Source organism: Pseudomonas sp. dw_358 (genome assembly GCF_018449655.1).
In the GTDB taxonomy this organism is placed as follows: domain Bacteria; phylum Pseudomonadota; class Gammaproteobacteria; order Pseudomonadales; family Pseudomonadaceae; genus Aquipseudomonas.
This window is the reverse complement of record NZ_JAAVUX010000020.1, coordinates 28,466-46,683: the sequence shown is the minus strand read 5'-3', so window position 1 is coordinate 46,683 and position 18,218 is coordinate 28,466. Positions and strand designations below refer to the sequence as shown.

Here is an 18,218-nt window from a genome sequence, read left to right as displayed (position 1 = left end):
CTCATGACCAGAAATCCAACAGCGCAGCATAAAGCGCATCCACCTCCGGCACCTGATGCCGCCCTCGCAGACAACCATGGACCAATCCCTCGCCCCAGTACAATTCGCTCACGACCCCGGCGGCCAGCAACCGTCGATGGTATTCGACGCCGTCATCACGCAACGGATCGAACTGCGCCACGGCGACAAACGCCGGCGGTAAACGCGAAAAATCTCCGGCCAGCAACGGCAGCGCCAGCGGATTAGTCCGAGCGGTTGCCGGTACATACAACTGCTGATACACCTGCACCTCTTGTGCGCCGAGCAGCGGTGCATAGCGGCACTCACGGCGTGAAGCGCCATTCTCGCTGCCACCCAGCCCCGGATAGATCAATACTTGCGCGGCGGGCACGGGTCGCCCTGTGTCCCGCAGCGCCAGGCACAACGCCGCCGCCAGATTGCCCCCGGCACTGTCGCCCATGACCGTTCCCGGCCGCGCTGCCAGTTGCCAGCCCGCCGGCTGATCGATCAGGCCCTGCCAGACCGCCAGGCAATCCTGGAGCGCGGCCGGGAAAGGGTGTTCCGGTGCGAGCCGATAATCGACGGCCACCACGGTGACCTGGAGGGCGACGGCCAACTCGGCGCAGATGAAGTCATGGGAGTCCAGATCGCCCACCACCCAGCCACCGCCATGCAGGTACAACAACCAGCCCCAGCCGGAGGTCGGCGCCAGCCCCTTGGGACGGTAGCGGCGCACTGGCACCTGCGCGATGATGCGGTCAAGCACCTCAAGAGACGCGGAACGCGGCGGCGTGAATGCCGCGCACATGCGCCGGTAAGCGAAGCGTTGAGCATCAATCGCCTCGTCGGCACAGGCATAGGCGCGGGTCTTCTCGACAAAGCCCGCCATGGCCGCTGACAGCGGATAATCACTCAAGGATTGGACGCCACCTGCACCGCCTTGATCCCGTCCTTGCCGTCGAACGTGGTCACCCCGGCCAGCCAACGCTGTAGATCCTGAGGATGTTCCTTGAGCCATTTGCGCGCCACCTCTTCAGGGGTCTTGCGCTCCATGATCGGCACCATCAACGCGCTCTCCTGGGCCGAGGTGAAGGTCAAGTTCTTCAGCAACTGGTCCACGTTCGGGCAGCGCTGGGCATAATCCGGCGCGGTGACGAAAGACACCGTGGCAGCCCCTTCATTAGGGCCATACACGTCTTCGCTGCCGGTCAGGTAGGCCATCTTCATGTTGATGTTCATCGGGTGCGGCTTCCAGCCCACGAATACCACGAACTCTTTACGGGTGGTGGCTCGCTGCACCGCCGCCAGCATCCCGGCCTCGCCAGACTCCACCAGCTTGAACCCGCCCAGGCCGAATTGATTGGTGTCGATCATTTTCTGGATCGTGGCATTGGCCCCGCTGCCCGACTCGATGCCATAGATCTTGCCCCCCAGCTTGTCCTTGAATTTGGCAATATCGGCAAAGGTTTTCAGCCCGGCATCCGCCACGTACTGCGGCACGGCCAAGGTCGCCTGGGCGTCGTTCAGGCTGGGTGGGCTCATCACGGACACTTGCCTGGCGGCGATGAACGGCTCGATGTTCTTGTCCATGGCCGGCTTCCAGTAGCCGAGGAACACGTCCAGCCGGTTGTCGCGGATCCCGGCGAAGATGATCTGCTGGGCGGCGCTGGTCTGCTTGGTGTCATAGCCCAGATCATCGAGCAGCACCTGCGCCATGCCGCTGGTAGCAATCACATCGGTCCAGTTGACCACACCCATGCGCACGGTCTGGCATTGCGGTGGGTCGGCGGCGAGCGCCGCGTGGGAGACCAGAGCGGTGGTCAGCAGGCCGCCGACGAACAGCGGCCGGGCGAGCGTCAGACAACGTTGAGTCAGTCTTTTCATGGCGGGGTCTCGTGGGGCAGAGTCATTATGATGAGCGGCGTCTTGTTGCGCCGTGGTAAGCAAAATACGTCGACCATGGCGCCGTGAAACGTCCTGCGGCGACCGCCATTTGCACTGGAGCGACCTGCGCCCGCAGGGGCTTTGGCGTACCATGGGCTCGCCCCTTCTGGAACCCGTGCCCATGAGCAATCTATCCGAAACCGCCTCCGGCCGCCCGGCTGCCGTGATGACGCGCGGTCTCACCCTGCTGTTCGCTTTCTGCTGCGGCGCCATCGTCGCCAACATCTATTACGCCCAACCCATCATCGACCTGATTGCACCGGACCTGGGCATTTCCAGCCACAGCGCCAGCCTGATCGTGTCGTTGACCCAGATCGGCTATGCCGTCGGCCTGTTTTTTCTCGTGCCGCTGACCGACCTGGTGGAAAACCGCGCGCTGATGCTCTGCACGACCCTGCTGGCCGGCGTCAGCCTGATCGCGGCGGGAATGACCGAGCACCCCGGCAGCTTCCTGTTGGTGTCCGTGCTGATTGGCTTCAGTTCGGTGTCGGTGCAGATCCTGATCCCGCTGGCGGCCAACCTCGCCCCCGAGGCCAGCCGTGGTCGCGTGGTGGGCAGCATCATGGGCGGCCTGCTGCTGGGCATCCTGCTGGCCCGGCCCCTGTCCAGCGTGCTGGCGGACCATTTTGGCTGGCGCGCGGTATTCATCGTCGCCGCCGTGGTCATGCTGGCCATCCTGCTGGTGATCAGCCTCGCCATGCCGCGCCACCAGCCGAGCCATTCGGCCACGTATCCGCAGTTGCTGCGCTCCCTCGCGCACCTGTTCATGGCGCAGCCGGTGCTGCGTCAGCGGGCCTTCTACCAGGGCTTGATGTTTGCGGCGTTCAGCCTGTTCTGGAGCGCAGTACCGCTGGAGCTGGCGCGGCATCATGGTCTTTCGCAATCACAGATCGCGATCTTTGCGCTGGTGGGCGCCATCGGTGCGGTGGCTGCCCCCATTGCCGGCCGCCTGGCCGATGCGGGTCATACCCAGCGCGCCTCGCTGCTGGCGATGATTCTGGCGCCACTCAGCTTCTGCACCTGGCTGCTGCCCTCGGCGTGGGGGGTGATCACCCTCGCCTTCACGGGCGTGCTGCTGGATTTTGCCGTGCAGATGAACATGGTGCTGGGCCAACGGGCGATCTACGCCCTGGACCCGGCCAGTCGCGGTCGCCTCAATGCGCTGTACACCACCAGTATCTTTGCCGGAGGCGCGATGGGTTCGGCCTTGGCCAGTGCGTTGTTCGAACGCGGCGGCTGGCTGTGGGTGGCCTGTGCCGGCAGCGCGCTGCCGTTGGTTGCCCTGGCCAGATTCCTCCTGGCCAGGGGCACATCGGTGCGCTGATCAGGCCTGGGCGAGCGCCGCATCGATGGCCGCGACCAGGCGCGGGTCATCTGCCGCGACATCCGGAGCGAAGCGGCCCACGACCTGACCCTTGCGGTCGATGAGGAATTTTTCGAAATTCCACAACACGTCACTCGGGCTCGCCGACTCCACGCCGTAGCCCTTGAGACGCTCGCGAAACGGGCCGTCACCTTCGGCGCTGGGTTGCGCCTGGGTCAGCTCGGCGTACAACGGGTGCTGGTCGTCGCCGACCACGGAGATTTTCGAGAACAGCGCAAAGTCCACCTGATAGTTCACCGAGCAGAAATCCTGAATCTCGGCCTCGGTGCCCGGCTCCTGGCCTTTGAAGTTGTTGGCGGGAAACCCCAGCACTTCCAGGCCTTCGCCGTGCTTGCTGCGGTACAACGCTTGCAGCCCGGTGTACTGCGGGGTCAGGCCGCATTTGGAGGCGACGTTGACCACCAGCAGCACCTTGCCGGCGTACTGGCCCAGGTTGGCCTGGGCCCCGTCGATTTTTTTCAGCGGGATGTCATAGAGCTTGGCAGTCATGGGAGGCGTTCCTCGGCTCACGTTGGAAAAACAGCCTCAAGCAATACCACGACTGCCACCCCGCTGCACAGCCTCTGCTGCTCAACCGCGCAGCGGCGCCTGCAAGGTGGCACTGCCAAAACCGCCGCCCTGGGCGCGGATATTCAAGCGTTTGACATCGCTCAACGCCAGCGGATGGCCGAGCAGGAAACCCTGCACCTTGTCGGCCCCCAGGCGTTTGAGCACCTCCAGTTCCTGAAGGGTTTCTACGCCCTCGGCGACGATGGTGCTCCCGGTTTCACGAGCGAACGCCACCAGCGCCGAAGCCATCGCACGGCGTTGCGGGTCCAGATCGATGCCCTGGGTCAGGCTGATGTCCAGTTTGATCATGTCCGGGCGCAGCCGCAGGATGTGGCGCATGCTTGCGTACCCGGCCCCGGCATCGTCGATGGCCACGCGCATACCGCGCTGACGCAGGCCGGCCAGGGCGGTCTCCATTTCACGGTAGTCCTGCACCACGGCGTGCTCGGTGATCTCCAGCACGATGCGCTGGGCCGGGTAGCCTTGCAAGAGTTCGTCGAGACGATGACTGAGCACCAGTTCCGGCGAGCAATTGATCGCCAGGTACATATCCCCGGGGAACATTCCCAACCCGGCCAGCGCCGCGCTGATGGCGTGACACTCCAGGTCCTCGCCCATGCCGATGTCAGCGGCTTCCTGGAACCACAGGTCGGGTGTTCGCCCCGGCTCGACATTGAACCGCGACAGGCATTCCCAGCCGGACACGTGCATGTCGCAGAGGTCGAAGATCGGTTGATAGACAATCGCCGGCTGGCGGGTGGCCATGGCCTTGCGCAAGCGTGCGCGTTTGTTCTCTCGGTCCTGGTCGCGAGTCAGGTCGCTTTCGATGCGCTCGGTGACCAGGTCCGCGAACACCCGCATCACCTGCAAGTCGCGTTCGCCCAGAGATTGATCCTTGGCGTAGCCGAAGCAGCAGAACGTGCCATACAGGCGCCCGTCGCTCAAGCGGATGGGCACGCTCAGGTGCGAGCCGATGGGGATGGCCGTGGTTTCCGGCAAGGCCATGGCCTCTTCGAAACCGGCCGTGTCGGGGATCAGTTCGGGCAAGCGACCGTCCACCACCCGCTGGCAATAGCCGACCTCCAGGGACAAGGCGTCGCCTGCGGCGATCGGCGATTCGCCCCCGGCATCGACATAGCGAAACACCCGATCGACCTCGCGAAACTCTGACACGAACGCCACGTCCATGCCCAGATGGGTACGCAGGGCATGGAGTACCCGCTCTACCGAATGATGTCCTGCCTGGGGCCCGCCGCTGGACTGCGGCTTGAGGGACACCAGGTCCACCAGTTGATCGGCCGACATATTCATCCAGGAACCTCCGTGATCCAATACGGTTTCAATGTGCTAGCTGTGTGAGAGCATAGTAATGCGTCGGTTTATTTACCAAACGGTACGACCAGTGACATTCATTTCTGAGACGCAGCTCACCCTTGCGAGTTCCGGCTGGGCGCATCCCTGAAGTATTTGATAAGCATTCGACGGGCCCGGATAATGCCGCCATGAACTCACACGCCCTCGATACGCTTCATACCCATCTGCTTGACGCCCTGCGCGAGCCTCCCTTGGAAACCCGTCGCCTGTTCCATGGCCGTGGCCGCTGCTGGCCGGGCCTGGAGCAGCTCACCGTGGACTGGCTCCAGGGGGTGCTGCTGGTGGCGCTGTTTCGTGAACCCGAGCCCGCAGCCCTGGCCGAATTGCAAAGCCGCCTGCTGCACCTGACCACCACCGATGTCTGGCGCGATGCCGGGGCCACTGCACTGTTGTTGCAGCATCGCTACCTGCCCGACAGTGCCACCCAGTGGCTGCTGGGGGATGTGGAACAACGACGTGTCATCTGCGAACACGACTTGCGTTATCAGCTCGACCTGGGCATCAAGCAGAACATCGGCCTGTTTCTTGACATGCGTCTGGGCCGCCAATGGGTCCAGCAGCAGGCCGCCGGCAAGCGTGTGCTCAACCTCTTTGCCTACACCTGCGGGTTTTCAGTGGCCGCCATCGCCGGCGGCGCCAGCCGGGTGGTCAACCTGGACATGGCCCGGGCGGCGCTGAGCCGCGGCCGCGACAACCACCGGCTAAACGGCCATGACCTGACGCGGGTGGAGTTTCTCGGCCACGAGCTGTTCAAATCCTGGGGGAAGGTGCGCAAGAGCGGGCCTTACGACCTGGTGCTGATCGACCCGCCAACGTTCCAGAAAGGCAGCTTCGTGCTGACCCAGGACTACGCCAAGGTCCTGCGGCGCCTGCCGGAACTGCTGACGCCCGACGGGGTGGTGCTGGCTTGCGTCAACGATCCTGCCATCGGCCCGGACTTCATCGTCGACACCATGGCCCGTGAGGCGCCACAGTTACAGTGGCGCGAACGCCTGGCCAACCCCCCGGAGTTTCCTGACATCGACCCGGTCAGCGGACTGAAGGCCATGGTCTTCAGCCTCAAGTGACCCGCTGGTAACCGCCGACGATGCCGCGCTTGGACAGCACCCATTGCCACAGCTGCAAGTCCCGTGCGCGAAAGGCGCCGGCGCAGGACAACAGGTAGTAGCGCCACATGCGAAAGAAGCGCTCGCCCAGGGTCGCGGCGAACGTCGGCCAGCTGGCCTCGAAGCGTTCGCACCACGCCATCAGGGTGCGGTCGTAGTCGGGCCCGAAGTTGTGCAGATCCTCGGCGACGAACACCCCTTCGAAGGCTTCGGTCATCTGCGCCAGGGTCGGCACCTCGCCATTGGGGAAGATGTATTTGTCGATCCATGGGTCCGGGGAGCCGGCCTGGTTCTTGCCAATGGTGTGCAACAGAAACAGCCCATCGTCCTTGAGACAGCGCCGGGCAGTTTGCATATAAGTCGAATAATTTTTCGGCCCCACATGTTCAAACATGCCGACACTGGCAATGGCATCGAACGGCTCGTCGACATCGCGGTAGTCCTGCAGGCGAAACTCGATGGGCAAGTGGGCGTAGCGCTCACGGCCCCACTCGGCCTGTTCGCGGGAAATGGTCACGCCGACGCACTCGACGCCATAGTGTTCAGCGGCATACGACATGAAACTGCCCCAGCCACAGCCGATGTCCAGCACACGCATGCCGGGTTTGAGCTGCAACTTGCGGCAGATGAGGTCGAGTTTCGCTTCCTGGGCCTGCGGCAGTGTGGTGGCGTCTTTCCAGTAACCGCAGGTGTAGGTCATCCGCTCGTCGAGCATCGCGCCGTAGAAACTGTTGCCCAGATCGTAGTGTCGCTCGCCGACTTCCCAGGCTTTGTACTTGTTTTGGCGGTTCATCAACTTGACCGCCAACACATGAAACAACAGCGCCGACGGGTTGACGTGGTCGGCAATACCGGCGCGCAACAAGCGATTAAAGAACTCGTCCAGTTGCGCCGCGTCCCAGTCGCCGTCCATGTAAGCTTCGCCCAGGCCCAGGTTACCCTTGGCCAATGCCCGCTCCGCCACCCCGGAACCAAGGATCTGCATATCCCAGGGCGCTGCGCCGTTCACAGTGATATCTGCCCTGGCGAGCAGCTCCTCGACGAAACGCTGAGCCTTGTTTTTGCTGACTGCCAGGCTCGAAGAGCCTGTGAGATTGGTTTGCATGGTTCAACCTTGGCTAAAGTCAAAATCATCAGGCCGCAACGCTCGCTGCAGGCCTCACCGGTAACCTCTCTTTGGGATCTTGTTTTTGTAACCGATCTGAACGTCGGCTGTCGTTGCCATTCACTATCGAGACCATAGAGGTATTCAATGGTTCTTTGACGTTTAGATTATTACCGGAAGATTGGTGTCGGCAAGTCGTTGATCAGGGGAGATTCTTTTTATAGCCCATTGAGCCTTGTCACCCGCCCTGCGGGGGGGCGGTGGCCGTTCTTCAGGAGATCGCGCGTCAAGCACACCCCCCACCCCATCAAAAACCCGCTTGAACGTTTCGGTTTTTGGTATACCATCAGACGAAATACCTAGCCAACCAGGTGCCGCGCCATGAGTTTCGAAATCCGCAAGATCGTGACCTATTCCGAGCAGACGTTCATCGAAGGCGGTAAAGCCTCGGACACCCCTGTGACCATGATCGGCCTGGCCGCAGTGATCAAGAATCCATGGGTCGGGCAAGGTTTTGTCGAAGACCTCAAGCCGCTGATCAAAGCCCACTGCTCGGAGCTCGGTGCATTGATGGTGGAGCGTCTGGTGGCCGCCATTGGCGGTGCCGAGCGCATCGAGGCGTATGGCAAGGCGGCAGTGGTGGGTGCCGATGGCGAGATTGAACACGCCTCGGCGGTCATCCATACCCTGCGTTTTGGCAATCATTACCGTGAAGCGGTCAAGGCCAAAAGCTACCTGAGCTTCACCAACAAGCGCGGCGCCCCCGGCACCTCGATCCAGATCCCGATGATGCACAAGGACGACGAGGGCCTGCGCTCGCACTACATCACCCTGGAGTTCAAGATCGAAGACGCCCCCCGCGCCGATGAAATCGTCGTGGTCCTGGGCTGCGCCGACGGTGGCCGTCTGCACCCGCGCATCGGCAATCGCTACATCGACCTGGAAGAAATCGCCGCCGAAAAGGCCGGGCGCTGAGCGCCCTGCAGGAGCACGCCATGACTCGGCTCATCGCTGAAACCACGCCCGCTGGCACCAGTTATCTGGTCAGCGGCAGCGGCCATCCTGTGGTGTTGATCCACGGGGTCGGCCTGAACAAGGAAATGTGGGGCGGCCAGCGGGTCGGCCTGGCGGCGCACTATCAAGTGATCGCCTACGACATGCTTGGTCATGGTGCCAGCCCGCTGCCAGTACCGGGTACGGGGCTCAAGGAGTACGCCCGGCAGTTGCACGAGTTGTTGCAGCACTTGCAGTTACCCCAGGCCACAGTGATCGGCTTTTCCATGGGCGGTCTGGTAGCCCGCGCCTTTGCCCTGGAGCACCCCCAACAACTGAGCGCGATGGTGGTGCTCAACAGCGTGTTCAACCGCAGCGCCGAACAAAGCGCCGGCGTGATCGAGCGCAGCCGTCAGGCCGCCGAACATGGCCCCGCCGCCAACGCCGAGGGTGCCTTGTCACGCTGGTTCAGCGAGGAGTACCAGGCGGCCAACCCCGCGCAGATCAACGCCCTGCGCCAGACCTTGGCCAGCAATGACCCGCAGGGTTATCAGACCACCTACCAGTTGTTCGCCACCCAGGACCAGTACGGCAGCGAGCAGCTGTCCAGCATAAAGGCGCCGACGTTGATCGCCACCGGCGAGCTGGACCCAGGTTCCACACCGTTGATGGCCCAGCAACTGGCCGCCCGCATTCCCGGCGCCCAGGTGGCGGTGCTGCCGGAACAAAGGCACATGATGGCGGTCGAGTCGCCACGGCAGGTCAACCGGCTGCTGCTGGACTTCCTCGCCCATGCACTGCCCCTCAGCCAACCCGCCCAGGAGATTCTCGCATGACGCTTGCCCTCTTCCAGATGTGCATCGACGGCCAATGGGTCGACGCTCTCGACGGTGCTACGTTCGAAAGCCTCGACCCCTCCACCGCGACGCCCTGGGCGTTGCTGCCCGATGCTGGCGAGGCCGATGTGGAGCGCGCCGTGCAGGCCGCCCAGCACGCCTTCGACAACCCGGCCTGGCGCGGGCTGACCGCCACCGCGCGGGGCAAACTGCTGCGCCGCCTGGGCGACCTGATCAGCGAAAACAAGGAAGCTCTTGCGCAGCTGGAAAGCCGCGACAACGGCAAGCTGATCCGCGAGACCCGGGGCCAGGTTACTTACCTGCCGGAATTCTTCCATTACACCGCCGGCCTGGCCGACAAACTCGAAGGCGGTACCCTGCCGCTGGACAAGCCGGACCTGTTCGCCTACACCGTGCACGAGGCCCTCGGCGTGGTGGCGGCGATCATCCCCTGGAACAGCCCGCTGTACCTCACGGCAATCAAACTGGCGCCTGCCCTGGCAGCTGGCAATACCATCGTCATCAAGCCGTCGGAGCATGCCTCGGCGACCGTCCTGGAGCTGGCGCGTCTGGCGCTGCAGGCCGGGATTCCACCGGGCGTGGTCAACGTGGTCACCGGTGACGGCCCGCGCGCCGGGGCCGCGCTGACCCGCCACCCGCTGGTGCGCAAGATCGCCTTCACCGGCGGCGCCGCAACGGCTCGCCATGTGGTACGCGGCAGTGCCGAAAACTTTGCCAGGCTGTCGCTGGAACTGGGCGGCAAGTCACCCAATATCATCTTTGCCGACGCCGACCTGGACAGCGCCATCAATGGTGCCGTGGCGGGCATCTATGCCGCCTCCGGGCAGAGCTGCGTGGCCGGCTCACGCCTGCTGGTGCAGGAAGAGATCTATGAAACATTCGTGACCCGCCTGATCGAACGCGCCCAACGCATCCGCATCGGCAGCCCCCAGGACGAGGCCAGCGAAATGGGCCCTATGGCCACCGCCCAGCAACTGGCCGTGGTCGAGCGCCTGGTGGCCGAAGCCGTGGCCCAGGGCGCTACCTTGCGCATGGGCGGCAAGCGCGCTGACACGGGAAGCGACGGCTGGTACTACGAACCGACCCTGTTCGAATGCGACAGTCAGTCCTTGGCCATCATGCAACAGGAAGTCTTCGGTCCGGTGGCCGCCGTCATCCCCTTCAAGGACGAAGCCCACGCCCTGGCGCTGGCCAACGATTCGCAGCTGGGTCTGGCTGCCGGCATCTGGACCCGCGATCTTGGACGTGCGCACAGGCTGGCACGGGACATCCGCTCAGGTATCATCTGGGTCAATACCTACCGCGCGGTGTCCGCCATGGCGCCGATCGGCGGGTTCAAGAACAGCGGCTACGGTCGTGAAAGCGGTATCGATTCAGTACTGGCCTATACCGAACTGAAAACAGTTTGGATCAACCTGTCCCAGGCACCCATGCCTGATCCGTTCGTAATGCGTTAAGAGGTGGCCTGACATGATCGAACCCAGTATCTACAAAGAAGTAATGGCATCCTTCCCCTCCGGCGTCACGGTGGTCACCACCCTGGACGAGGACGGCGGCATCGTCGGCATCACCGCCAGCGCGTTCAGCGCGCTGTCGATTCACCCAGCGCTGGTGCTGTTCTGCCCCAACTACGAGTCCGACACCTACCCGATCCTCAAGGCCAGCAAACGCTTTGCCATCCACTTGCTGGGTGCCGAGCAGCAGGCCGAGGCCTATGCGTTCGCCAGCAAAGGCAAGGAAAAGGCCAAGGACATTCAATGGCACCTGAGCGAACTGGGCAACCCGCTATTGGCCAAGGCCACCGCCATCATCGAATGCGAACTGTGGCGTGAATACGAAGGCGGTGACCATGCCATCATCGTCGGCGAGGTGAAAAACCTGATCCTGCCCGAGGAGGCGGTGTCCCCCATGCTGTATTTCCGCGGCAAACTGGGTGCCATCCCGGCGTTGTCGTAGGCGCTGCATGATAAACTTGCGTCTTTTACCGGGCACGCCCACACCAGAGTCAACACAATGAAACGCCTGCCTATGGACGACAGCTTCAAGGTCAATCGCAACCCGGTCACGTTGCGCGAAATCGTGCTGGAGAAACTGCGCAGCGCCATCATGAACTTTCAGTTGTTGCCGGGCGATCGCCTGGTCGAGCGCGACCTGTGCGACCGCCTCGGGGTCAGCCGCACCTCGGTGCGTGAAGCGCTTCGGCATCTGGAATCCGAAGGGCTGGTGGAATTTGCCGACGCCAAGGGGCCGCGCGTGGCCATCATCACCCTGGAAGATGCCCGGGATATCTACGAGTTGCGCTGTGTACTCGAAGGCCTGATTGTGCAGCTGTTCACCTTGAACGCCAAGGCCAAGCACATCCGCGCGCTGGAAAAGGCGCTTGAAATCAATCGCCAGGCATTGGAAGAAGCCGAGTTGCCCCAGGTGCTCGACTCGGTGCAGGGCTTTTACGACGTCTTGCTGGAAGGTTCGGGCAACCACGTCGCGGCCACCCAGTTGCGCCAGTTGCAGGCGCGCATCAGTTACTTGCGCGCGACCTCGGTGTCCCAGGAAAACCGTCGCGGCGCCAGTAACGAAGAAATGCAGCGCATTGTCGCCGCCATCAAGAGCGGCGACCCCATGGCGGCCCATCAGGCCTCGGTGGATCACGTGCGCGCCGCTGCCAACGTGGCGCTGGACTACTTGCGTCGGCAGCAGAACGCCCCTGCCAAGATCCGCGACATCGCCACCCCCATCGTCCAGAAAGAACCGCGCATAGGTCACTGACCGCCATGGCCGCTCCCCGCTTTTGCCCGCAATGCGGTTCAGCTGCCCTGGCCCAGGCCATTCCTCCGGGCGACACCCATCTGCGCCTGGTCTGCCGAGGTTGCGGTTACGTGCATTACGTCAACCCGAAGATCATCGCCGGCTGCATCATCGAGCAGCAGGGCCGTTACCTCTTGTGCCAGCGCGCCATCGCCCCGCGTCCCGGGACCTGGACCCTGCCCGCCGGCTTCATGGAAGCCGGCGAAAGCACCGAGCAGGCGGCCTTGCGGGAAGTCTGGGAAGAAAGCGGCGTACGCGCCGAAATCATTTCGCCCTACTCGATTTTCAGCGTGCCGCGCATCAGCGAGGTGTACATCGTGTTCCGCGCCCAGGCGTTGGAAATCACCGGCCAGTTTGGCGCCGAGACCCTGGCCTGCCAGTTTTTCGCCCCTGATCAGATCCCCTGGGACAACATCTACTATCCCGCCATCCGGCAAATTCTGGAGCGCTATATCGAGGAGCGCCAGGCCGGGGTGTACGGGATGTACATGGGCAATGATGAACAGGGTATGGTGCATTTCATGCGCTGAAACGCGGTGTAGCTGTCGCGACCCCGCAACATGGGCTATACGAATACGGCGCCTTCCAACAAGAGACCCCCTTCGCCCATGATCATTTCGGCTTCTACCGACTACCGCGCTGCGGCCCAGCGCAAACTGCCGCCCTTCCTTTTTCACTACATCGACGGCGGCGCCTACGCCGAACACACCCTGCGGCATAACGTCGAGGACCTGGCCGGCATCGCCCTGCGCCAGCGGGTGCTGCGCAACATGTCCGAGTTGAGCCTGGAGACCCAGCTTTTCGGCGAAACCCTGTCGATGCCCGCCGCGCTGGCCCCCATCGGCCTGTGCGGCATGTGCGCCCGGCGTGGCGAAGTGCAGGCGGCCAAGGCTGCAGACGCCAAGGGCATTCCCTTTACCCTGTCCACCGTGTCAGTGTGCCCCATCGAAGAGGTCGCGCCCAACCTGAGCCGGCCCATGTGGTTCCAGTTATATGTGCTCAAGGATCGCGGCTTCATGAAGAACGCTCTGGAGCGGGCCAAGGCTGCCGGGGTCACCACCCTGATCTTCACGGTCGACATGCCGGTGCCCGGCGCCCGCTACCGTGACGCCCATTCAGGCATGAGCGGCCCCAACGGTCCGCTGCGGCGTATGCTGCAAGCCTTCAGCCGGCCCGCCTGGGCCTGGGACGTCGGCCTGCTCGGCCGTCCGCATGACCTGGGCAATATCTCCACCTACCGGGGCAACCCCACGGGGCTGGCCGACTACATCGGCTGGCTGGGCAGCAATTTCGACCCGTCGATTTCCTGGAAGGATCTGGAGTGGATTCGTGATTTCTGGCCAGGATCAATGGTCATCAAGGGCATCCTCGATCCCCAGGACGCCCGCGATGCGGTGACTTTCGGCGCCGACGGCATCGTCGTCTCCAACCATGGCGGGCGCCAGCTGGACGGCGTGCTGTCCAGCGCGCGGGCGCTGCCGGCGATCGCCGATGCGGTCAAGGGCGAACTGAAGATCCTCGCCGACTCCGGCATTCGCAACGGCCTGGACATCGTGCGCATGATCGCGCTGGGTGCCGACGCTGTGTTGCTGGGCCGGGCGTTCGTCTATGCCCTGGCGGTGGCCGGCGGTGCCGGCGTGAGCAACCTGCTGAACCTGATCGAAAAGGAAATGCGCGTGGCCATGGTGCTGACCGGCGCCAAGTCCATCAGCGAAATCACCCGGGAGTCTCTTGCCGCGTACTGAATTATTGAGCGTGCCAATAACTCTGATGCAAGAGAGCTGGCTCCTGTAAAGGTCCCGGCGCCCTTTTGTCACGAGAGGCACGCATGAAATTACGCAAGAAACGCAGCAACCCCATGGGCCTGGGCGACATCACCATCGTCGACGACGAGAAGATGCGCAAGGCGATCACCGCTGCGGCGCTGGGCAACGCGATGGAGTGGTTCGACTTCGGTGTCTACGGCTTCGTCGCCTACGTGCTGGGCAAGGTGTTCTTCCCCAGCGCCTCCCCCAGCGTACAGATGATCGCTTCGCTGGCGACCTTTTCGGTGCCGTTCCTGATCCGGCCGCTCGGCGGGCTGTTCTTCGGCGCCCTGGGTGACCGTTACGGCCGGCAGAAAGTGCTGGCTGCCACCATCGTGATCATGTCATTGAGCACCTTTGCCATCGGCCTGATCCCGTCCTACGCCAGCATCGGCATCTGGGCGCCGATCCTGCTGTTATTGGCCAAGATGGCACAGGGCTTCTCGGTGGGCGGTGAATACACCGGCGCGTCGATCTTCGTTGCCGAGTACGCACCGGACCGCAAGCGCGGCTTTCTGGGCAGCTGGCTGGACTTCGGCTCCATCGCCGGTTTTGTGGTCGGTGCAGGCGTCGTGGTGCTGATTTCCACGGTACTGGGCGAGGATAAGTTCCAGGCCTGGGGCTGGCGCCTGCCCTTCTTCCTGGCCTTGCCGCTGGGCATGCTCGGCCTTTACCTGCGTAACTCCCTGGAAGAGACGCCGGCGTTCAAGCAACACGTGGAAAAACTCGAACAAGGCGACAAGGAAGGCCTGACGGCGGGCCCGAAAGTGTCTTTCAAGGAAGTCGCCACGCAACACTGGCGCGGCTTGATCACCTGTGTCGGCATCGTGGTGGCCACCAACGTCACCTACTACATGCTCTTGACGTACATGCCCAGCTACCTGTCCCATAACCTGCACTACAGCGAAAATCGTGGCATGTTGATCATCATCGCGATCATGGTCGGAATGCTGTTCGTGCAGCCGCTGTTCGGTCGCCTGAGTGACAAGTTCGGGCGCAAGCCGTTCATCGTCTGCGGCAGCATCGGCCTGTTCTGCCTGGCCATTCCGGCCTTCAGCCTGATCGTCAGCGGCCAGGTCGGGCTGATCTTCTGCGGGCTGCTGATCCTTGCGGTGCTGCTCAACTTCTTTATCGGCGTGATGGCCTCGACCCTGCCGGCAATGTTTCCCACCCATGTGCGCTACAGCGCCTTGGCCAGCGCCTTCAACATTTCGGTGCTGATTGCCGGCCTGACCCCCACTGCCGCCGCGTGGCTGGTGGAAACCACCGGCAACCTGTATATGCCGGCTTATTACCTGATGGTGGTGGCGGTGATCGGCCTGGCCACCGGGCTGACCATGAAGGAGACCGCCAACAAGCCCCTGAGCGGCGCGGCACCGACGGCGTCCGACCTCGACGAGGCCAAGGAACTGCTGGTGGAGCATCACGACAACATCGAACAGAAGATCGAGGACATCGATGCACAGATCGCCGAGCTGCAAAGCAAACGCGAAGAGCTGGTGCACCAGCATCCTCGGATCAATTGAGCTTGAGGCGGGCTTCACCGTGATTTGACGCTACGCCTCCCATGCTGAGGTCAGCCTGGCCCTCGCCACGGCGAGGGCTGGACACGATCGTGGTCGGGGGACGAGCGTATGACTTCGTCGTTGACTGACGTTTCTGGCCAACAATGCCGGCTTCAATCCAGCGGGCCAGCCTTGAAGACATGAGCCTGCCCGGTCATACCCACCCTCACCCGCTCCCCCGGCCGGACTTCGTCGCTGACCGGCACATTCAGATGCACTGCCAACGCGCAGCCCTCCAGCTGTAAACCCACGCGGTAGTGGCTGCCGCTGAATTCGCTGCTCACGACTTGTGCCCAGGCACCCTCATCTACCAACAGCAGCTGTTCGGAACGCAGCATGATCGTGCTGGCCCCCGATCCGGCCCCCACCGCGACCCGGCCCAGCACACAGTCTGCCCAGCCACCCTGCACCTGCGCCGGCAAAATGAGCGCCTCACCCAGAAACCGCGCGGTCTGCGCGTCCGCCGGCGCACGGTACAGGCTTTGCGGGGTGCCCGCCTGCACCAGACGCCCCTCGCGCATGACCGCCAGTTGATCGGCAAAGGACAGTGCTTCAGCCTGATCATGGGTCACCAGGATCGTGGTGATCCCGGCCGCGTGGAGCACCTGGGTCACGGCCTGGCGCAGGATGGTACGCAGCCCGGTGTCCAGGGCCGAGAAGGGTTCGTCCAGCAGCATCAGCCGTGGCCGCTGGGCCAGTGCGCGGGCCAGCGCCACCCGCTGTTGCTGGCCGCCGGACAGTTCGTGGGGCCAGCGGTCGATCAGGCACGCGTCCAGCGACACCTGGGCCAGCAGGGCCTGTACCTGGGGCCGGCGCACGGCGCGCGAGCCCTTGAGACCGAAACCGACGTTATCGGCCACGCTGAGGTGGGCGAACAGGGCGCCGTCCTGGGGTACGTAGCCAATGCGGCGCAAATGGGCCGGTACCGAGGTGGCGCCATCCAACAGCGGCGCCGCGTCGAGGTGGATCGTGCCCTGATCGGCACACTCAAAGCCGGCGATCAGCCGCAGCAGCGTGGTCTTGCCCGAGCCGGACGGACCGACGATGGCCGTGCGGCTGCCCGCGGCCGCCCGCAGGCTGACATCATCGACCGCACGTACACCGGCAAAGGTCTTGTGGAGTGCAGCAAGTTCAAGGACGCTCATCGACCGGCGGCTCGTCTGGATTGGTAATAGAGAATGCCCGTCAGGGGCAGCGACAACAGCATCATGACCAGCGCGTAAGGGGCCGCTGCCACGTAATCGATCTCGCTGGTGCGAGCCCAGAAAGCGGTGGCCAGGGTCCTCGTGCCGTTGGGCGCCAGCAGCAACGTGGCGGTCAGCTCGTTGGTGATGGCCAGAAACACCAGCGCCGCCCCCGCCGACGCCCCCGGTGCGGCCAGACGCAGGGTCACCGCCCACAGCGCCCGCGCCGGGGAGCGCCCGAGGCTGCGGGCGATGTTTTCCAGTTCCACCGGCGCCTGGGCAATGCCGCTGCGCAGGCTGACCAAGGCCCGTGGCACAAACATCAGCACATAAGCCAACAGCAGCGTGATCACCGTCTGGTAGATGGGTCTTGCGTAATGCACCGTCAGGGTCACCAAGGCCAGGGCCACGACGATGCCCGGCAGCGAACTGCTGATGTAGTTGCAGCCTTCCAGAAACCGCACCCAGCGCCCCGGTGCCCGCACCGACAGCCAGGCAATCGGCACAGCGGCCAACGTCGTCAGCACGGCCCCGCTCAAGGCCCACCACAGTGTCTGTTGTAACGCGCTCCATAACTCGGGGTCGCGCCAGGGCGTCAGCCCCCCGGCCACCAGCCACTGCCCCACAGTCAGCAGCGGCACGCCAAGGGCCAGGCTGACGGTCACTGTCATCAACCCCAGTGCCAGCCAATGGCCAAGGCGCCCGAGCCGCTGCACCGGCTGAATCCGCGCACTGCCCGAGCCGACCCGGGCATAGCGCGCCGTGCCACGGGCGGCAGATTCGACGGCCAGCAGCACCAGACAGCATAACGCCAGTACCCCGGCGAGCATGTTCGCCGCCGGCCCGTTGTAGCTGGACTGGAACTGATCGAAGATCGCCGTGGTGAACGTGTCGAAACGGATCATCGCGTACAGGCCGTATTCAGCCAGCAGGTGCAAGGCCACCAACAACCCACCGCCGAGCATCGCCAGCCGCAACTGCGGCAGCACCACCCGCACAAACACGCGCCAGGCACTCAACCCCAGCGACTGGGCAACATCCTCGAGGGCAGGGTCCAGCCGGCGCAAGACCGCCGCCGCCGGCAGGTAGAGAAAAGGGAAATAGGCAATCAGCGACACCAGCACCGCGCCCCACAGGCCATGGATCGACGGCACCAGGCTGACCCAGGCGTAGCTGTGCACGAAAGCTGGCACGGCAATGGGCGCCGTGGCCAGCAAGGACCACAGGCGCCGGCCCGGCAAGTTGCTGCGTTCGGTCAACCAGGCCAGGCTCACCCCCAGCACCACACACAGCGGCACCGTGATCAGCACCAGCAGCAACGTGTTGACCAGCAGTTCGCCGACTCGCGGGCGAAACACCAGGGCGGCGACGGTCTCCCAGCCACTCTGCACGGCGATCAGCACCACAAAGCCCAGTGGCAACAACGCCAGCAGCGATACGATCAGTGCCGTCCAGCGCAGTCCGGCGTTGGCCGGACCCGAGCGCCAGCGCCGCCCCGGCGCGGGCACCGGGGCGGCGGCATGAAGCGGGCTATCCGAGGACATTCC

17 protein-coding genes are annotated in these 18,218 nt (G+C 63.8%); 10 read left to right on the top strand and 7 right to left on the bottom strand.

What is annotated here, in order from left to right; translation table 11 throughout:
- Position 1 precedes the first annotated feature (1 nt).
- Together HB675_RS22450 and HB675_RS22445 are read right to left on the bottom strand one after the other, a co-directional pair.
- Complete coding sequence (locus HB675_RS22450; RefSeq protein ID WP_275957930.1) at positions 2-916, bottom strand: alpha/beta hydrolase; 915 nt, start codon at positions 914-916, stop codon at positions 2-4.
- Complete coding sequence (locus HB675_RS22445) at positions 913-1,884, bottom strand: choline ABC transporter substrate-binding protein (RefSeq protein WP_213881343.1); 972 nt, start codon at positions 1,882-1,884, stop codon at positions 913-915. The genes HB675_RS22450 and HB675_RS22445 overlap by 4 nt, the downstream gene beginning before the upstream one ends.
- A gap of 181 nt (positions 1,885-2,065) precedes the next feature.
- Between HB675_RS22445 and HB675_RS22440 the strand changes: the two genes are divergently transcribed.
- Positions 2,066-3,268 carry an MFS transporter gene (locus HB675_RS22440; protein WP_256737651.1) on the top strand — a complete coding sequence of 401 codons (1,203 nt, stop codon included), beginning with the start codon at positions 2,066-2,068 and terminating at the stop codon, positions 3,266-3,268.
- Here HB675_RS22440 and HB675_RS22435 read toward each other — a convergent pair whose 3' ends face one another.
- Both HB675_RS22435 and HB675_RS22430 read right to left on the bottom strand, forming a co-directional pair.
- Positions 3,269-3,817, bottom strand: coding sequence for a glutathione peroxidase (locus HB675_RS22435; protein ID WP_213881342.1), 549 nt, complete (start codon positions 3,815-3,817; stop codon positions 3,269-3,271).
- A gap of 81 nt (positions 3,818-3,898) precedes the next feature.
- Complete coding sequence (locus HB675_RS22430; protein WP_213881341.1) at positions 3,899-5,188, bottom strand: EAL domain-containing protein; 1,290 nt, start codon at positions 5,186-5,188, stop codon at positions 3,899-3,901.
- A 191-nt stretch (positions 5,189-5,379) separates the two neighbouring features.
- On the opposite strand from HB675_RS22430, the gene HB675_RS22425 reads away from it, so the two are divergent.
- Positions 5,380-6,318 carry a class I SAM-dependent methyltransferase gene (locus HB675_RS22425; protein WP_213881340.1) on the top strand — a complete coding sequence of 313 codons (939 nt, stop codon included), beginning with the start codon at positions 5,380-5,382 and terminating at the stop codon, positions 6,316-6,318.
- Here HB675_RS22425 and cfa read toward each other — a convergent pair.
- Positions 6,311-7,462: a cyclopropane fatty acyl phospholipid synthase gene (cfa, locus tag HB675_RS22420; RefSeq protein ID WP_213881339.1), complete on the bottom strand. Its 1,152-nt coding sequence runs from the start codon at positions 7,460-7,462 to the stop codon at positions 6,311-6,313. The genes HB675_RS22425 and cfa overlap by 8 nt on opposite strands.
- A 381-nt stretch (positions 7,463-7,843) precedes the next feature.
- Between cfa and HB675_RS22415 the strand changes: the two genes are divergently transcribed.
- The 8 genes from HB675_RS22415 to proP all read left to right on the top strand — a co-directional run bounded on the left by HB675_RS22415 (position 7,844) and on the right by proP (position 15,448).
- Positions 7,844-8,437, top strand: a complete 594-nt coding sequence (locus tag HB675_RS22415) for an amino acid synthesis family protein (protein ID WP_213881338.1) — start codon at positions 7,844-7,846, stop codon at positions 8,435-8,437.
- A 20-nt stretch (positions 8,438-8,457) separates the two neighbouring features.
- On the top strand, positions 8,458-9,291 hold the full coding sequence (locus tag HB675_RS22410; RefSeq protein ID WP_213881337.1) for an alpha/beta fold hydrolase: 834 nt from the start codon (positions 8,458-8,460) through the stop codon (positions 9,289-9,291).
- The gene (locus HB675_RS22405) at positions 9,288-10,769 is read left to right on the top strand and encodes an aldehyde dehydrogenase (protein ID WP_213881336.1); all 1,482 of its coding nucleotides are present in this window, start codon (positions 9,288-9,290) and stop codon (positions 10,767-10,769) included. Before HB675_RS22410 ends, HB675_RS22405 begins: the two co-directional genes overlap by 4 nt.
- 13 nt (positions 10,770-10,782) lie before the next feature.
- Positions 10,783-11,268 (top strand): flavin reductase family protein, encoded by a 486-nt coding sequence (locus HB675_RS22400; protein ID WP_213881335.1) that lies wholly within the window; start codon positions 10,783-10,785, stop codon positions 11,266-11,268.
- 57 nt (positions 11,269-11,325) lie between these two features.
- Complete coding sequence (locus HB675_RS22395; protein WP_213881334.1) at positions 11,326-12,078, top strand: GntR family transcriptional regulator; 753 nt, start codon at positions 11,326-11,328, stop codon at positions 12,076-12,078.
- Positions 12,079-12,083: 5 nt separating this feature from the next.
- Complete coding sequence (locus HB675_RS22390; RefSeq protein ID WP_213881333.1) at positions 12,084-12,647, top strand: NUDIX hydrolase; 564 nt, start codon at positions 12,084-12,086, stop codon at positions 12,645-12,647.
- Positions 12,648-12,725: 78 nt separating this feature from the next.
- Positions 12,726-13,862 (top strand): FMN-dependent L-lactate dehydrogenase LldD, encoded by a 1,137-nt coding sequence (gene lldD, locus HB675_RS22385; protein WP_213881332.1) that lies wholly within the window; start codon positions 12,726-12,728, stop codon positions 13,860-13,862.
- Positions 13,863-13,945: 83 nt separating this feature from the next.
- Entirely contained in the window at positions 13,946-15,448 is a 1,503-nt protein-coding gene (gene proP, locus HB675_RS22380; RefSeq protein ID WP_213881331.1) for a glycine betaine/L-proline transporter ProP, read from the top strand.
- Positions 15,449-15,600: 152 nt separating this feature from the next.
- Here the strand turns inward: proP and HB675_RS22375 are convergent, their stop codons facing one another.
- Both HB675_RS22375 and HB675_RS22370 read right to left on the bottom strand, forming a co-directional pair.
- Entirely contained in the window at positions 15,601-16,632 is a 1,032-nt protein-coding gene (locus HB675_RS22375; protein WP_213881330.1) for an ABC transporter ATP-binding protein, read from the bottom strand.
- On the bottom strand, positions 16,629-18,215 hold the full coding sequence (locus HB675_RS22370) for an iron ABC transporter permease (protein WP_213881329.1): 1,587 nt from the start codon (positions 18,213-18,215) through the stop codon (positions 16,629-16,631). The genes HB675_RS22375 and HB675_RS22370 overlap by 4 nt, the downstream gene beginning before the upstream one ends.
- Positions 18,216-18,218 lie beyond the last annotated feature (3 nt).

Bases quoted from the DNA above. Each gene is read 5' to 3' on its own strand.
- proP (WP_213881331.1), top strand. From the start codon at position 13,946: ATGAAATTACGCAAGAAACGCAGCAACCCCATGGGCCTGGGCGACATC.
- HB675_RS22425 (WP_213881340.1), top strand. From the start codon at position 5,380: ATGAACTCACACGCCCTCGATACGCTTCATACCCATCTGCTTGACGCC.
- HB675_RS22395 (WP_213881334.1), top strand. From the start codon at position 11,326: ATGAAACGCCTGCCTATGGACGACAGCTTCAAGGTCAATCGCAACCCG.
- HB675_RS22370 (WP_213881329.1), bottom strand. From the start codon at position 18,215: ATGTCCTCGGATAGCCCGCTTCATGCCGCCGCCCCGGTGCCCGCGCCG.
- cfa (WP_213881339.1), bottom strand. From the start codon at position 7,462: ATGCAAACCAATCTCACAGGCTCTTCGAGCCTGGCAGTCAGCAAAAAC.
- HB675_RS22445 (WP_213881343.1), bottom strand. From the start codon at position 1,884: ATGAAAAGACTGACTCAACGTTGTCTGACGCTCGCCCGGCCGCTGTTC.
- HB675_RS22410 (WP_213881337.1), top strand. From the start codon at position 8,458: ATGACTCGGCTCATCGCTGAAACCACGCCCGCTGGCACCAGTTATCTG.
- HB675_RS22415 (WP_213881338.1), top strand. From the start codon at position 7,844: ATGAGTTTCGAAATCCGCAAGATCGTGACCTATTCCGAGCAGACGTTC.
- HB675_RS22435 (WP_213881342.1), bottom strand. From the start codon at position 3,817: ATGACTGCCAAGCTCTATGACATCCCGCTGAAAAAAATCGACGGGGCC.
- lldD (WP_213881332.1), top strand. From the start codon at position 12,726: ATGATCATTTCGGCTTCTACCGACTACCGCGCTGCGGCCCAGCGCAAA.
- HB675_RS22390 (WP_213881333.1), top strand. From the start codon at position 12,084: ATGGCCGCTCCCCGCTTTTGCCCGCAATGCGGTTCAGCTGCCCTGGCC.
- HB675_RS22440 (WP_256737651.1), top strand. From the start codon at position 2,066: ATGAGCAATCTATCCGAAACCGCCTCCGGCCGCCCGGCTGCCGTGATG.
- HB675_RS22405 (WP_213881336.1), top strand. From the start codon at position 9,288: ATGACGCTTGCCCTCTTCCAGATGTGCATCGACGGCCAATGGGTCGAC.
- HB675_RS22375 (WP_213881330.1), bottom strand. From the start codon at position 16,632: ATGAGCGTCCTTGAACTTGCTGCACTCCACAAGACCTTTGCCGGTGTA.
- HB675_RS22400 (WP_213881335.1), top strand. From the start codon at position 10,783: ATGATCGAACCCAGTATCTACAAAGAAGTAATGGCATCCTTCCCCTCC.
- HB675_RS22430 (WP_213881341.1), bottom strand. From the start codon at position 5,188: ATGAATATGTCGGCCGATCAACTGGTGGACCTGGTGTCCCTCAAGCCG.